Raw genomic sequence first — 13,650 nt, forward strand, 5'->3', positions numbered from 1 at the left:
CTACGTGCAATTCATTGAGCAGTTTGACAATCGCAAGCGGGGTGTTTTCTCCCGATAGGGGGGGATTGTGATGAAAAAACACCATTAGAGCGGCTAAAGCCCTAATTCCAGTTAGGGCAGGCAAATATAAGGTCTTACTTTCACTCAAGATTTAGTGGTTTTAAAAAAATATCTGTTGAACATCATCCACAAAGGTCATTACCATCATTAAAATGTCGGTGAACGGGTTTTTTATGGAAATATACTAACTAAAATGTTTAGGTTAAAGAAGAACTTGTCGTCAGCTGCTCCTACAAATCCTTCAATTAAAATTCAACTATCACAAAAACCATAAGGAGAAAATGCCTTGTTTGGATCAAGGTAGGCCTTATTGAGGCAGTGGAGAAGGATAATTGCGGATAACTGACGTTTTTTTGCTAGCCCATCTTGCAGTTATTGATGTACTTTTGAAACATGGTACAAGCCGAAAAATTGGCTTTTGATTGAATTTAAAGAACCCTAATTATTAAAATGAATACGCAAAGCAAGGCGATCAACATCCTACATTCAGCAGGGCAAGAGGATTTCTTGAGAAGGTTATTTATAGTGTTTGTGTGGACGCTGGTGATGGTGAACCTTTCCAGTGAGACTTTGGCGCAACAAGATACACCCCGTAGTGCACCTGCTCCCATGTACCGGGATCCCATCTATGATGGTGCGGCTGATCCGGTGATGGTGTGGAACCGGGAAGAGCAATCCTGGTGGATGCTATATACGGCCAGAAGAGCCAATGTGCCCACCCAAGATGTGTCTGCTTATTATGGCAACAGGATTGGAATAGCGGAGACAAAGGATCATGGCCAGACCTGGGTATTCAGGGGATATCTGGATCTTGAGTTTGAACGCGGATGGAACACGTTCTGGGCTCCTGAAGTGATTTACCATGATGGCAAGTACCATATGTTTGTTTCTTATATCCAAGGGGTCCGTAACCACTGGGGAGGAGCCAGCAATATTCATTATTTCACCAGTGAAAACCTTTGGGATTGGGACCATCAGGGGCCTTTGACGCTTTCCTCTGATAGAATCATCGATGCCACCCTCTTTAAAATGCCTAATGGACAATTCCGAATCTGGTACAAAGATGACAGCCGTGGAGGCATTACCATGGTGTCTGAATCATCAGATTTGGTCCACTGGGAAACAAAGGATGTTCCTGCCATTGGAGGGGGAGCCCATGAAGGGCCAAAAGTATTTGAGTTTAAGGGCCACTATTGGATGTTGACGGATGAGTGGCATGGCCAGCGCGTGTATCGCTCCGAAGACCTCGAAAACTGGGAGAAGCAAGGGCTGATATTGGATAAACCGTCTTCCAGGGAGGATGACACGCCCAGTGGAGCGCATGGAGATGTATTGGTGTTTGGGGATAAGGCCTATGCTTTTTATTTCACCCATCCAGGAAGGGACAGCCATTCAGCAACCAAACCGGACCAAACTTTCCATGAAAACCACCGGACCACCATTCAGGTGGCACCACTGACATTTGATGGAGAAACATTACAGGCAGATAGAAGCCAGCCTTTTGACTTTTACTTGCCTGCTATAAAAGATTAAAACCACCAATCTATAACCTAATACCTATTGTAAAACCTGTTGTGGGCCGGCTTCATAAATTGATTCTACAATTTATGAAGTAAAGGCTCCAGCAAAAAAGTAAACCCAAAATGATCCGTAAAGAGTGTTTAGCAAAAACCATTCTTTCCTTTGCCACTTGCGGCATCTTAATAGGATGCCAGTCCATTGCGCAGGAAAGGGGAAGTCTGGAGAGATCAATAGATTTTCAGCAGCCCATTTATCAGGAATTGGCTTTAGGGGAGATCCAGCCAAAGGGATGGTTACGCAGTCAGTTGCAAATCATGCGGGATGGGGCGACCGGACATTTGGATGAGACCCATGATAAGATCCACCACAGCAACAGTGGCTGGCTAGGAGGCAAGGGGGATGCCTGGGAAGAAACACCCTATTGGTTAGACGGGGCAGTTCCCTTGGCTTACCAGGTGGATGATGAAGGATTAAAAGTCAAGGTCCAAAAGTACGTCGACTGGGTGATGGAAAACCAACGTGCTTCAGGGTATTTTGGAGGGATTACCGAGTATGAAAGAGAAAACGGGAAAGAGGTCACTCTTGAAAACCTGAAAGAGGCCGGTGCGGATTGGTGGCCGAAGATGGTGATGCTTAAAGTGCTGAAACAATACTATTCCGCAACAGGTGACCAGCGGGTAATTGACTTTATGAATAAATACTTTGCTTTCCAATTGAAGGCATTGAAGCGGGTACCCATTGGCAACTGGACAGAATGGGCAGAATCGCGAGGGGCAGAGAACGTGATGATGGCCCAATGGCTCTACCAGCAAACCGGCAACGAAAAGCTTCTGGAACTGGCCGAGCTGATCGAGTCCCAGTCTTACGCTTGGAGTGACTGGTTGGGCAATCGGGACTGGGTGATTTGGGCAGCAGCTTATCAGGGGAATGACAGGTGGATGCACCGCCATGCGGTGAATGTAGGTATGGGATTAAAATCCCCGGCAATCAATTACCAAAGAACAGGAAATGAAAAATACCTGAAGGCACTAAAAACCGGTTGGAATGACCTGATGACGCTACATGGACTGCCTATGGGGATTTTTTCCGGGGATGAGGACCTGCACGGCAATGCCCCAACCCAAGGGGTGGAGCTTTGTGCCATTGCGGAGTCCATGTATTCCTTGGAGCAGGCCATTGGCATTACAGGAGATACGGAGTATATGGATGCGCTGGAGCGCATGACCTTCAATGCCCTTCCCGCCCAGACCAACGATGACTATACGATGAAGCAATATTTTCAAATTGCCAATCAGGTACATATTAAAAGGGGAGTTTTCCATTTTTCTCTTCCTTTTGGACGGGAGATGAACAATGTCTTAGGTGCGAAAAGTGGCTACAGTTGCTGTTTAGCAAATATGCATCAAAGCTGGACGAAATTCACCCAGCATTTATGGTACAAAACGCCTGAAAACGGGCTGGCAGCAGTAGCCTACAGTCCGAATGAATTGAAGACCACTGTGGGAAAGGACCATGTTCCGATTACGGTTGTAGCCAATACCCAATATCCTTTCGAGCATCAGGTGGAATTAAAGATCAGCCTTGAAAAACCCTGCCAATTTCCTTTGGAACTGCGCATCCCTGAATGGGCTGAAGGAGCTACGGTCTTGGTAAATGGTATCCCGGAAAAGGCAGAAGCAGGAAAGATGTGGCGATCGGAGCGTACTTGGAAGGATGGAGATATCCTTAAACTCGATTTTCCAATGCAGTTAAAAGTTTCCGATTGGGGGCGAAACAGCCGGGCAGTAGAAAGGGGACCACTGGTATATGCCCTAAAATTGGACGAAAAATGGGAAAAGGGCCAGGAGCAAGTGGAAGGAGCCTATTGGTCGGTATATCCTACCAATGAATGGAATTACGGGTTGCTTCAAGAAATTGTCAATGCGCCTGAAGACCATTTGGAGGTGAAGAAAACAAAGGCAATCAGCGATGAATTTGTGTGGAATCTAGACCATGCACCGATAGAAATCATCGCCAGGGGGAAACAAATACCTGATTGGAAAATCATCAATGATGTAGCCCCTCAGCCGGTAACAGACCGGGGAGGATTATATATGGGAAAAGTAGAGCAAGAAGTAGAGGAGCTGACCTTGGTGCCTTTTGGCTTTACCAAAATCAGGGTAGTGGCTTTTCCGGTAGTGAAGTAAAGAGGGGAGTGAAGCAATCAAACCTTAAAAATGAGGGGGAACCAAGTTGAAAAATGAATATTTTAAACCAATGAAATTCAATCAATACCTAAAAATAATTGGCCTTGCCTGCCTGCTCTACAGTTCATCTATAGGGTTATTATGGGCGCAGCAAATGATGTTTGCCGATTCGAGCAGGTTGGGCAGGCCATTTTCCAAAGATCCCCATGTAGTGAAGTTTGAGGGCAGGTACCTGATGTACTTTTCCATTCCTCCAGTTCCAGGAAAGCCCGGAGGTTGGGGAATTGGAATTGCGGCCAGTCAGGACCTGATCCAATGGGAGAAAGTGGGAGAAATAGCCCCTAAAGAAGCCTATGAAAAGAACGGTTTCTGTGCACCGGGCGCCTTGGTAAAAGAGGGCAAGGTACATCTCTTTTACCAAACCTATGGAAACGGGGCCAAGGACGCCTTATGTCATGCCTATTCGGATGATGGCATCCACTTCACGAGAAACAGCACCAATCCCATTTTTGCGCCGGAGGCCAATGACTGGAGTAATGGAAGGGCCATAGATGCGGAAGTCTACCCCTTTAAAGGAAGCTATTTCCTTTATTTTGCCACCCGCGATCCTTCGGGGCAAATCCAGATGCAGGGTGTGGCCAAGGCTCCCGGAAATACCGATTTTAAACGGGAAGACTGGACATTGGCCAAAGATGCTTCTATCTTAAAACCTGAGTTGGACTGGGAAGGCAAATGTGTGGAAGGGGCCTCGATCATTGAAAAGAACGGAAAGTTATACATGTTTTATGCGGGGAGCTATAATAATGCCCCCCAGCAAATCGGTGTGGCACACAGTGAGGATGGGGTAAATTGGACCAGGCTGTTTGATCAGCCATTTCTGGCCAATGGAAAAGAAGGGGAGTGGAACAGCAGTGAATCCGGTCACCCGCATATTTTTGAGGACAAGGATAGTGGCAAAACCTTTTTGTTTTACCAAGGCAATGATGACCATGGAAAGACCTGGTGGCTTTCCAACGTGGAAGTGAAATGGCGCAAAGGCAAGCCCCAATTGAAAAAGTAATCGGACGAATATGAATAATTTAACTAAGTTTTACGCTTTAATCCTGGCTTTAGGCTTATTGTTAGGAGGCTGTCAGGGCCCCAAGCAGCAGGAGAGCAAAGAGGAAGAGGCTTTTCAGATGATCAACCCTGTTTTGCCCGGGGATCATCCTGATCCTACGGTGGTAAAGGTAGGAGACTATTACTATGCCTCAGCCACTTCCAATGAGTGGGCTCCATTGTTTCCTATTTTTAAATCAGCGGATTTGCTGAATTGGGAAGTGGTCAATTACGTATTTCCTGAGGGAGCCCCCGCATGGGCAAGGAATAATTTCTGGGCCCCAGAACTTCACTATGATGAAAAACAGGGGAAGCTGTATGCTTACTATACGGCCAGGGACAAGGAAAGCAACCGCCTGAGCGTGGCCGTTGCCAGTGCGGATTCACCCGAAGGGAACTTTACGGATCACGGTCCCTTGGTAGCCCAAGAAGCAGGTTCGATTGATGCTTTTGAAGTGAGGGATGAAAATGGAAAGCTGTATTTGACCTGGAAGGAAGACGGGAACAGCAGGGGATTGCCCACACCGATATGGGCGCAGGAAATCAATGAAGAGCGGACAGAGCTTATAGGAGAGCCCCATGAACTTTTCAGGAACGATGAGGAATGGGAACTGAATTTAGTGGAAGGGGTATGCATATTCCGGGAAAACGGATATTTCTATGCCACGTATTCTGCCGGATCCTGCTGTGAAAAAGCCTGCAACTATAAAGCAGGGGTGGCCCGAGCAAAGCAACTTTTGGGGCCCTGGGAAAAATATGATCAAAACCCCATTCTCCAGGACAATGAAAACTGGAAGTGTGCCGGTCATGGTACCGTAGTCAAAAAAGGCGGGGACCATTACCTATTGTACCATGCTTACAGCACCGAGGGAAGTGTTTATGTAGGTAGGGAAGGGGTTTTGGAAAAGCTACAGTGGAACGAGGAGGGCTGGCCTTACTTTGACAATACGGCCAAGTACAATCGGGAAAAAGCTTCCTTGACGTTTACGGATGACTTTAATCCTTCATTGGATAAAATATGGCAGTGGAGGGTAACACAGGATATTCAGTATACTACCGGGGAAAACGGTTTGATGCTGCAGGCTTCTGAGGAGAATGAAGGATTGGGTACTTTATTGGTACAAAAATCCACTTCTCCTGATTATGAGATAGAGGTGAGTATAGCTCCTGAAAATACAGATGCTATAGGCGGGGTTATGTTGGTGGGAGGAGCACACAATGGTTTTGGAGCACCCGTGGCAGGGATAGGAATCGCTCTGGACAAGGATCAAGTGCTTCTTTTGGAAAACCGGGACAGACAAGTGGAGATCAAGGCTGAAGCGGCAAGAGAGGGGAACCAAACTGTTCAATTGAAAATGGCGGTGAGAGAGGGGCACCTGTTACGTTTTTCCTATACCGATGCTGAGGGGAATTGGCTGCCATTGGGTGAAGAGACAGATGCCGCCCATTTGGTTCCTTGGGGAATGGGCTACCGCCTGGGGCTATTTGCAAAGGGAGAAATGGCCGAGTCGGTGAATTTTAAACAGGTAAAGATCGAGCATCAGTAAGCCGATGAAATAAAACTAACGATTACAAATAACCCAATATAAAGATGAAAGCACAACAAGGAATTTTGGCATTTGCCCTGATGGGAGCAGTCGCCTGTCAAAGCAAATCCACCAATGATGGAGCCAGTGCCTCTGAGGCCTCCAAAGAAGCTGAACTGTCCGGAAATCCTATTTTTGAAGGATGGTACGCAGACCCTGAGGCGATTGTTTATGATGATACCTATTGGATCTATCCCACATACTCCGATGAATATGAAAAGCAGGTGTTTATGGATGCTTTTTCATCAAAGGATTTGGTGAACTGGACCAAGCATGAGCAAATTATCGATACCACGGAAGTGAAATGGGCCGAAAAGGCGATGTGGGCACCAGGAGTGATCAGCAAGGACGATAAATATTACCTGTTCTTTGCGGCCAATGATGTGCATGAGGGAGAAGTCGGCGGTATCGGCGTGGCGGTGGCTGACCAGCCTCAGGGGCCTTTTAAGGACCTGCTTGGTGAGCCCCTGATCAATGAAATAGTCAATGGTGCACAGCCGATTGACCAATACATTTTCAAGGACAAGGATGGTACTTACTATATGTATTATGGTGGTTGGGGACATTGCAATGTGGTGAAGTTGAACGCTGATTTTACGGGAATAGTCCCTTTTGAGGATGGTGAAGTGTACAAGGAAGTGACCCCTGAAAGCTATGTGGAGGGACCATTTATGTTTATCAGAGACGGAAAGTACTATTTCATGTGGTCGGAAGGCGGCTGGGGAGGACCGGATTATTCTGTTGCTTACGCCATTGCGGACAGTCCTTTTGGCCCGTTTAAAAGGGAAGGAAAAATCCTTCAGCAAGACCCCGAAGTAGCCACTGGTGCCGGTCACCATTCGGTGATTCAGGTTCCGGGAGAGGATGAGTATTACATCGTTTACCATAGAAGGCCATTGACAGAAACGCATCATAACCATCGGGTAACCTGTATCGATAAGATGGAGTTTGATGAAAACGGAAAAATCAAACCGGTGAAAATCACCTTTGAAGGGGTGGCGGAAAGAGCGGTAAATTAGCTAGTCCACGGTCCACCGTTGACTGTCGACCGTGGAGCCAAAAAAAAAACATCCTGATATAAAAAACTATTCATATGATCAAGACCTATTTAAATCTTATAACCTGCTGTGGGCTATTGGCCCTGGCGACGAGCTGCGGATCAAAAGGCAGTTCAGAAGAATCCACGTCAGTGGCGGTAAACAACACCGAAAAGACTGGTGAGAGATGGTCCAAAGAAAAAGCAAAAGCCTGGTATGCCGAACAAGAATGGTTGGTTGGGGCCAACTTCAACCCCAGCAATTCCATCAACCAACTGGAGATGTGGCAGGAGGATACCTTTTCACCTGAGTTAATCGATAAAGAGCTTGGTTGGGCAGAAGATATTGGGATGAATACCATGCGTGTTTATTTGCATGATCTGGCCTATCAACAGGATCCGGAAGGTTTTTTACAGAGAATGGATAAGATGTTGTCCATTATGGAAAAACATGCTATTAAGCCATTGTTTGTGTTTTTTGATTCTTGCTGGGATCCGTTTGTGGAAGAAGGCAAGCAGCGTGCTCCCAAACCTCATGTGCATAATTCCGGTTGGGTGCAAAGCCCCGGTTACCATGCACTGGCAGATTCCAGTCAATATCCTAGATTGGAAAAGTACGTAAAGGCCGTGGTGGGCAGATTTGCAGATGATGAGCGTATTCTGGGCTGGGATATCTGGAATGAGCCGGACAATGATACAGGGGTATCGTATCGGGATAAGGAGCATCCCAATAAGGTGGATTATGTGCTGCCCTTGATGAAAGAGGCCTTCGCCTGGGCGCGGTCCCAAAATCCGGTTCAGCCATTGACATCTGGTGTTTGGCTGGGTGACTGGTCATCTGAAGAAGTAATGACTCCCATCCAAATCGCCCAGATCCACGAGTCGGATATCATTTCCTTTCACAATTATGATCATCCGGAAGAATTCCAAAAACGCATTGATTGGTTGAAGCGCTATGACCGGCCTATGATCTGTACAGAATACATGGCCCGACCAAATGGAAGTACATTTGAGGGCTTTTTGCCGATTGCCAAAGCCGAGAATATCGGCATGTTCAACTGGGGCCTGGTGGATGGAAAGACCCAAACCAAATACCCTTGGGACAGTTGGGAGAAGGAATATACTGCAGAGCCGGAATTGTGGTTTCATGAGGTGTTTCATACAGATGGCACCCCTTACAAGAAGGCTGAAACAGACCTGATCAAGTCCTTGACGGGAAGATAATAGGGAAATGAACTTTTGGGTTTTAGTTGTATTAATGTTCATGACTTCCTGTTTCCCTTCAGGGACAGGAAGTCACCCTGATCCCAATGATTATACCATCCGTTGGGATACATCGACCCTGGAAAAAGTTTCTCCTGATGGTTTTGGCTATGCAGGATATGCCCGGTCCAGGGAACTGGTAAATGGCCAACTTGGGGTTACTTTTGAGGCCGATGGAAATATTTTTTTTAGGCATAGGAATAATGGAAAGTGGGATGAAGCCATTTTGGTGGCACCGAGAAAAGAAGGCGTAGGCATGTCTGTCCCTGATTTTACCGTGCTTGAAAATGGAGACCTGTTGTTGGGGTACAACCCAAGGCCCCGTAGAAATCAGCCGAATAAGCATTTTTCGATCAGGACTGTCAGAAGTAAGGATCACGGCCGGACTTGGCAGGAGGATCAGTTGGTCTACGAAGCAGGAACTACTTTTGGCAATGGCTGTTGGGAGCCTGTATTTCTCCCTCTTCCTGATGGAAGCATTCAGTTATATTTTGCCGATGAAGGTGTTTTTACCGAATCCGACGAACAGCGGATAGCCATGGTGCAGTCCTCAGATGGCGGCCATAGCTGGAGTGAAAACCCTCAGACTGTCAGCTACCGCAAGGGCAGCCGGGATGGCATGCCAGTACCAATAGTATTGGAGGGCAAAAGGGAAATCGCCATGGCCATAGAAGACAATGGCACTGGGCCTTTTAAGCCTTATATTATTCGCAATGAAGGTTTTGAATGGGGGCACCCGGTGGATGCTGAAAGCCCTCTGAGAAAGTATGCGATGGCCGAACAAATTCCTTCTCATGATTATGCCGGAGCGCCCTATTTGGCCCAATGTAATAATGGCTTGACCTTATTGTCTTTTCAGTGGGGAGCAAAACTGGAAGATGCGCAGATGGCCGTGGCCATAGGGGATGAGCAGGCACTTCACTTTACCAATACTACTTGGCCTTTTGATCTTCCAAAAGGTAAAATTGGACACTGGAACAGTCTTACGGTTTTGTCCGATGGAAGGATTGTGGCACTGACCAGTACCAACGGATATAGCAATACAGGCCAGACGGAAGTATGGATGATCGAAGGGGCATTGGTCAGAAAATAATCCAAATGGTATACCATTTAAAAGCAGATTATACCGAATAGAAAGGAAAAGTAATTTTTGATTTAAAAAAATATGCATCCTTCGAAAAATAAATGGTAATCTAGCAGAAGCAATTTTAGTAGAATTTAATTTAGCACGGATATAAAGTTATGGGATACACTTCCACAAGCCCCAACCTGTTAAGTACCAAAAAGCACTTCGATATATTGGATGGATTACGCGGGGTGGCAGCCTTGATTGTCGTGATCTTCCATTTTATGGAAATCATCATTCCGGATTTTACCGTGAATTTTCTTGCTCATGGGTACCTGGCGGTAGATTTTTTCTTTTGCTTGTCCGGTTTTGTGATAGCCTATGCCTATGACAGTAGGATAAGCCAAATAGGATGGGCTACTTTTTTGAAATTAAGGCTGATCAGGCTTCACCCATTGGTGGTGATCGGTGCGGTTATTGGATTGGTGGCGTTTATTTTTGATCCTTTTGTTTCACTAGTGGACAACTACAGCCTGGGGCAGACTATGGGCATGTTCCTGTCGGCAAGTTTGATGCTTCCTTATCCCATTGTTCCCGAGCGGTATTTTAATATTTTCCACCTCAATCCCCCTACTTGGTCCTTATTATGGGAGTACGTGGCCAATATCTTTTATGCAGTGGTCCTTTTCAGGCTCCGAAACAAAGCACTCTGGATACTTACTGTGATTGCTGCTATTGTGTTAGTGTACACCGTTTCTATCTATGGAAACCTGAGCATTGGCTGGAGTGGGGACAATTTCTGGGGTGGCGGCGCGCGGATATTTTATTCTTTTTTGGCCGGAATGTTAGTTTACCGGTCCGGATGGGTCATAAAGTCTAAGTTGGGATTCAAATCGCTGGCAGCACTGATGATGCTGGCGTTTTTGGCACCTTTTTCAGAAGCGACCAATATCTTCCTAGAGCCACTGATCGTTATTTTTTATCTGCCTTTCCTGGTAGCATTGGGAGCGGGCGCGGAACTGGCTCCATCTGATAAGCAGGTATGTGTCCTTTCTGGGGAAATATCCTATCCCCTGTATATGGTGCATTATCCCTTTATTTGGCTCTTTTACAGCTATTGGGAGCGGTTTTCCCCGTCCTTTCAGGAGCAGGTGCTGATCATGTGTGTAGGGACACCTTTGTTAGTGATATTGGCTTATATCGTAATGAAGTATTTGGATATGCCCATTCGTCAGTATTTTAAGGATAGGTTAAAGAGAAAGAGAAGGACTTTGGAGAAGGTGGTTGGCTGATTTTGACGGGATTCAAGATTGGTAGTGATTGTCCACCAAGGCCCGGGCTTTAGCGGAAAAGAGTTTTCCCAATTAGTAGATATGGCGGCTCACTTCGACAAGCTCAGTGACCGTAAGCTATTTCAGGTTGTGATCCGGGCTTAACTAAATTCAGCCCATAGGGTATGGGACTGGGGTTTGATACTGCCGATCAGAGAATCACACTTTCTATGCGATACTATAAATGACTGGTTTTTCCTCTGCGATCCCAGCGGCCTCATTGGTTAATTTTAGACATATTTTCGCTTGCCCCGTTTTCGGCTTGAATAGAGCCCTATAAAAGCAAAAAGCTATGAAACAAAATCCCATAGCTTTAGTCAATTAACAATAAACCCAAAATAACCAGCTGTAGGAGAAGGACTCGAACCTCCACGGGGCAGTTAGGCAAAACACGAGCTCGATATTTGCTTTTTTCTGGAATCCCCACCCCCGAGACAGGAGGGCTTGTCTGCCAATTTCAACACCCTACAGTATGTAAGAACCTTTTGTTCTTTGATGATGATATAAAGGTAATAGAAGGGTTTTTGTTTTGCAAATTATTCAATGAAATATTTTAAAAATTTTACATTTGTTAACAAATATGTTGTTTTATTGATGATTTGATAGATGGTTTTTTGAGGTGGGGAGTGATGGTCTGATGGGGTAAAAATGCCGTTTTCCAGTGACTTTAGCAGCTTTTGAGACAAAGTGCCGGAAAATAGCTATTTCAAGAAGGAATATTTTGATAGGCATCAGACAAAATATCCTAGTTTTAGGGATTGATAAATAAGTCTTTTAAAATGAACATATTTTACTCCCCAAAAATAATAGCCTTAAGCTGTTCGGTACTGATAGGTTTGTCAGCATGTAAGAAGAAAACCAGTTCTACCAACGAAATTATCGACAAACAGACCAGGGAAGTTGCTGCTCCTTACAGTAATCCATTGGACGTGGAGTTTGGTGATCCCTACATCCTCAATGATGGCAATGGCAGGTATTATATGTATGGTACCGGCGGGGGAGCTGAGGATGGTTTTGCTGCTTATTCTTCGGTGAATTTGGTGGACTGGAAATTTGAAGGGCAGGTATATCGGGGAAATACAGCAAATTCCTGGGCGAGCAAATTCTTTTGGGCACCGGAAGTATATAAGATCGAGGGGAAATACTATATGTTTTTCAGTGCCCAATGGAAGGTCAACCCCACCAACGAAGAAGAGAATTTCATGATCGGAGTGGCCGTTTCGGATAGTCCTACAGGACCCTTTACAGAGATGTACGACCGGCCCATTTTTGATCCGGGCTATCCCATCATCGATGCCAATGTCTATCAGGAAGACGGAAGATATTATCTCTATTATTCCAGGGCCTGCTACAAGCATCCCGTGGAGAGCGAAGTGGCTGAGTGGGCAAGGGAGAAAGGCTGGTATGAAGAGATAGAGGAGAGTTGGATCTATGGAGTGGAGTTAAAGCCTGATTTTTCCGGAGTCATCGGGGAACCGGTTTTATGTCTTAGACCCCCTGTGAAAATGGATGATGCGCAAGCGGAATGGGAAAGCCGATCGGTGACCAAACATGAGGTCAACAGGAGATGGACAGAAGGCTCGGTGATTTTCAAAGAGGGAGCTACCTACTATATCATGTATTCCAGCAATTTCTATGCGGGAGAAAACTATGCCGTTGGATATGCGACGGGAAAGAGCCCTTTAGGTCCTTTCACAAAGGCCAACAATAATCCGGTGCTGGAGCTTAATACCCACAAAGGAGGAGAAGTAACCGGTACTGGTCATAATAATATTGTTTTCTTGGAAAACGGAGAAATGTACTGTGTATATCACGGTAGGACCAAAGCTTCTGGCCAGGATAGGGTAGTGTTTTTGGATAAAATGGAAATCAAGGATGATGGTCAATTAGTGGTTTATGGACCAACGACCACTCCTCAGTCAATGCCTTTGGAGTAAGAAGTATCAACTATAATGTATCAAGTACAAAGTACGAAGTATCAAGTACTTTGATAAAAAGAAGAGAGATAGTTTTTAGCTTGTCTGTATTAAGCTGGCTTTCGGCTCAAATAGCTGATAAACAGATATATTTTTTCGTATGCAGGGGGCCAGCCCAGGTCATAGCAGGTATTTTTTGACCACACCTATCTTCCGTATTCAGTGATAAAGATAAACGCAGATAAGGTCATCCGTTCATTATAAATCTGTGTGAATCAGATTTGTCCGTGGTTTACACTAACCTAATTCTGATAGGGACAGATAAAAGATGTAGCTGATTTATTAGTCTTGTCAGAAATATGGCTTGATTTTCCCGATTTGGCTTGAAAGAAGCGTATAAAAGCAAAAAAGCCATGAAACAAAATCTCATAGCTTTAGTCAATTAACAATAAACCCAAAATAACCAGCTGTAGGAGAAGGACTCGAACCTCCACGGGGCAGTTAGGCAAAACACGAGCTCCATGTTTGCTTTATCCCTAGCTCCCCACCCCCGAGACAGGAGGGCTTGTCTGCCAATTTCAACACCC

9 protein-coding genes are annotated in these 13,650 nt (G+C 45.6%); all 9 read left to right on the forward strand.

The features are described 5' to 3' along the window. Positions 1-510 precede the first annotated feature (510 nt). The 9 genes from ACYVAA_RS20080 (at position 511) to ACYVAA_RS20120 (ending at position 13,084) form a co-directional block, all read left to right on the forward strand. Positions 511-1,593: a glycoside hydrolase family protein gene (locus tag ACYVAA_RS20080; RefSeq protein WP_460545233.1), complete on the forward strand. Its 1,083-nt coding sequence runs from the start codon at positions 511-513 to the stop codon at positions 1,591-1,593. A gap of 110 nt (positions 1,594-1,703) precedes the next feature. Beyond that, complete coding sequence (locus ACYVAA_RS20085) at positions 1,704-3,767, forward strand: glycoside hydrolase family protein (RefSeq protein WP_460545235.1); 2,064 nt, start codon at positions 1,704-1,706, stop codon at positions 3,765-3,767. A gap of 70 nt (positions 3,768-3,837) precedes the next feature. Next, positions 3,838-4,827 carry a family 43 glycosylhydrolase gene (locus tag ACYVAA_RS20090; RefSeq protein ID WP_460545237.1) on the forward strand — a complete coding sequence of 330 codons (990 nt, stop codon included), beginning with the start codon at positions 3,838-3,840 and terminating at the stop codon, positions 4,825-4,827. Between the two features lie 10 nt (positions 4,828-4,837). Continuing rightward, positions 4,838-6,412 (forward strand): family 43 glycosylhydrolase, encoded by a 1,575-nt coding sequence (locus ACYVAA_RS20095; RefSeq protein WP_460545239.1) that lies wholly within the window; start codon positions 4,838-4,840, stop codon positions 6,410-6,412. Positions 6,413-6,456: 44 nt separating this feature from the next. Then, positions 6,457-7,470, forward strand: coding sequence for a glycoside hydrolase family 43 protein (locus ACYVAA_RS20100; RefSeq protein WP_460545242.1), 1,014 nt, complete (start codon positions 6,457-6,459; stop codon positions 7,468-7,470). Between the two features lie 74 nt (positions 7,471-7,544). After that, positions 7,545-8,711: a glycoside hydrolase 5 family protein gene (locus ACYVAA_RS20105; protein WP_460545244.1), complete on the forward strand. Its 1,167-nt coding sequence runs from the start codon at positions 7,545-7,547 to the stop codon at positions 8,709-8,711. A 40-nt stretch (positions 8,712-8,751) separates the two neighbouring features. Further along, a complete protein-coding gene (locus ACYVAA_RS20110; RefSeq protein ID WP_460545246.1) occupies positions 8,752-9,843 on the forward strand; it encodes a sialidase family protein in 1,092 nt (363 codons plus the stop codon). Positions 9,844-9,992: 149 nt separating this feature from the next. Then, positions 9,993-11,108 (forward strand): acyltransferase family protein, encoded by a 1,116-nt coding sequence (locus ACYVAA_RS20115; RefSeq protein WP_460545248.1) that lies wholly within the window; start codon positions 9,993-9,995, stop codon positions 11,106-11,108. Positions 11,109-11,926: 818 nt separating this feature from the next. Continuing rightward, positions 11,927-13,084: a glycoside hydrolase family 43 protein gene (locus tag ACYVAA_RS20120; protein WP_460545250.1), complete on the forward strand. Its 1,158-nt coding sequence runs from the start codon at positions 11,927-11,929 to the stop codon at positions 13,082-13,084. Positions 13,085-13,650 lie beyond the last annotated feature (566 nt).

It is taken from the genome of Echinicola sediminis (assembly GCF_054777495.1).

What these genes read in the sequence shown, in the direction of transcription:
- ACYVAA_RS20120 (WP_460545250.1), top strand. Translation starts at nt 11,927, where the DNA reads ATGAACATATTTTACTCCCCAAAAATAATAGCCTTAAGCTGTTCGGTA.
- ACYVAA_RS20100 (WP_460545242.1), top strand. Translation starts at nt 6,457, where the DNA reads ATGAAAGCACAACAAGGAATTTTGGCATTTGCCCTGATGGGAGCAGTC.
- ACYVAA_RS20105 (WP_460545244.1), top strand. Translation starts at nt 7,545, where the DNA reads ATGATCAAGACCTATTTAAATCTTATAACCTGCTGTGGGCTATTGGCC.
- ACYVAA_RS20095 (WP_460545239.1), top strand. Translation starts at nt 4,838, where the DNA reads ATGAATAATTTAACTAAGTTTTACGCTTTAATCCTGGCTTTAGGCTTA.
- ACYVAA_RS20110 (WP_460545246.1), top strand. Translation starts at nt 8,752, where the DNA reads ATGACTTCCTGTTTCCCTTCAGGGACAGGAAGTCACCCTGATCCCAAT.
- ACYVAA_RS20115 (WP_460545248.1), top strand. Translation starts at nt 9,993, where the DNA reads ATGGGATACACTTCCACAAGCCCCAACCTGTTAAGTACCAAAAAGCAC.
- ACYVAA_RS20085 (WP_460545235.1), top strand. Translation starts at nt 1,704, where the DNA reads ATGATCCGTAAAGAGTGTTTAGCAAAAACCATTCTTTCCTTTGCCACT.
- ACYVAA_RS20090 (WP_460545237.1), top strand. Translation starts at nt 3,838, where the DNA reads ATGAAATTCAATCAATACCTAAAAATAATTGGCCTTGCCTGCCTGCTC.
- ACYVAA_RS20080 (WP_460545233.1), top strand. Translation starts at nt 511, where the DNA reads ATGAATACGCAAAGCAAGGCGATCAACATCCTACATTCAGCAGGGCAA.